Below are 1,104 nucleotides of genomic sequence, written 5' to 3' on the forward strand. Positions count from 1 at the left end.
ATTTTCATGATGGTTTCCTTTCAACAGGGGGTTAGTGAAGCGTTTTGACGAGCGCATTGATTTCTACGCTCGCCAATATTTGCAGAACGATGTAGCTGGCGTTGATTATCAGAAAGACGAAGTTGACGACCGCACAGGTTTTGGCGATTTTGTTGAGACTTTCTGTCTGCCAGAAGTAGGCAAAGGACTTGATAAGGTCTTGAGCATCATTCCCTCCGCTCAGAATAGACAAATGTACTGCGGCATCACGTGAGGGAAAGTTAAATCCAGTTAACATCAGTGCTTGGCCCAAATTTACCCCGGTACTGAGCTTGCGCCGCGTGGCATCAAGGCGCTCAAATAACCAAGGTGAGGCATACACACTAAGCAGATGGAGTGCCTGCTCCATCCGAATGGATGGATGCATCAAAGCAGCATAATTGAGCAGGAATGTCGCGCCCTCAGTCTCTTTATACACACTCCATGGAAAGAGTCGGTCGAGAACACGATTACGGAATTTTCCGGTCAAATTCGGCATGGTCCAAAGTATGGATATAATGGTCAGTGAAATCGCTAATAGCAGCAGAATCAAGTTGGAGACAAAGAATTCTGTTATACCGACGAACAACGCGAGTTTTCCTGTTAACGCTTCACGCGGAACAAGTGCCAGAAGGGTTGGAATATATTTTTCGTGAAGAAAATGCATCGCAACCAAGGTGCCGACACATAAAAATAACGGATATATTTGGCTACTAATGACTTTGTTTTTTAGCTTCCCGAGCGTATCGATATTTTGAATGGTACGTTTTAGCGCATTACTTAAATCACCGGTTAACCTAGCAGACATAATGATGGTGCTTTCACTGTGAGGAACCCAGGGTGACAAACCTTTGTCCAGAGTTTGGCCGGTGGTTAGTGCTGCGTGTATATCATTGAGGCAGTACATCAGAGAACTGCGTTCTTTTCTTTTTTGTCTAGCGGCGTATTGAAGTTTTGTTATGGCCTCTTTAAGTGAGGATTTGTTGTCGAGCAAGAAGGCCATTTGCTCATAAAGTTGTCGCCGTTCATTCATAAAGAAGGTTTTTCGGGCTACCCATGTATCGAGCCGAGAAAACCAGTCGGGAG

At 44.9% G+C, this 1,104-nt stretch carries 1 protein-coding gene; it reads right to left on the reverse strand.

Annotation, left to right across the window (positions count from 1 at the left end):
- Window positions 1-31: 31 nt before the first annotated feature.
- Window positions 32-1,104: type II secretion system F family protein (locus tag AACW11_RS19115; protein WP_212587057.1), on the reverse strand; the 1,073-nt coding region annotated here is incomplete at its 5' end.

The sequence above is a fragment of the Yersinia sp. Marseille-Q3913 genome (genome assembly GCF_963892745.1).
GTDB classification, from domain to species: Bacteria; Pseudomonadota; Gammaproteobacteria; order Enterobacterales; family Enterobacteriaceae; genus Yersinia; species Yersinia bercovieri.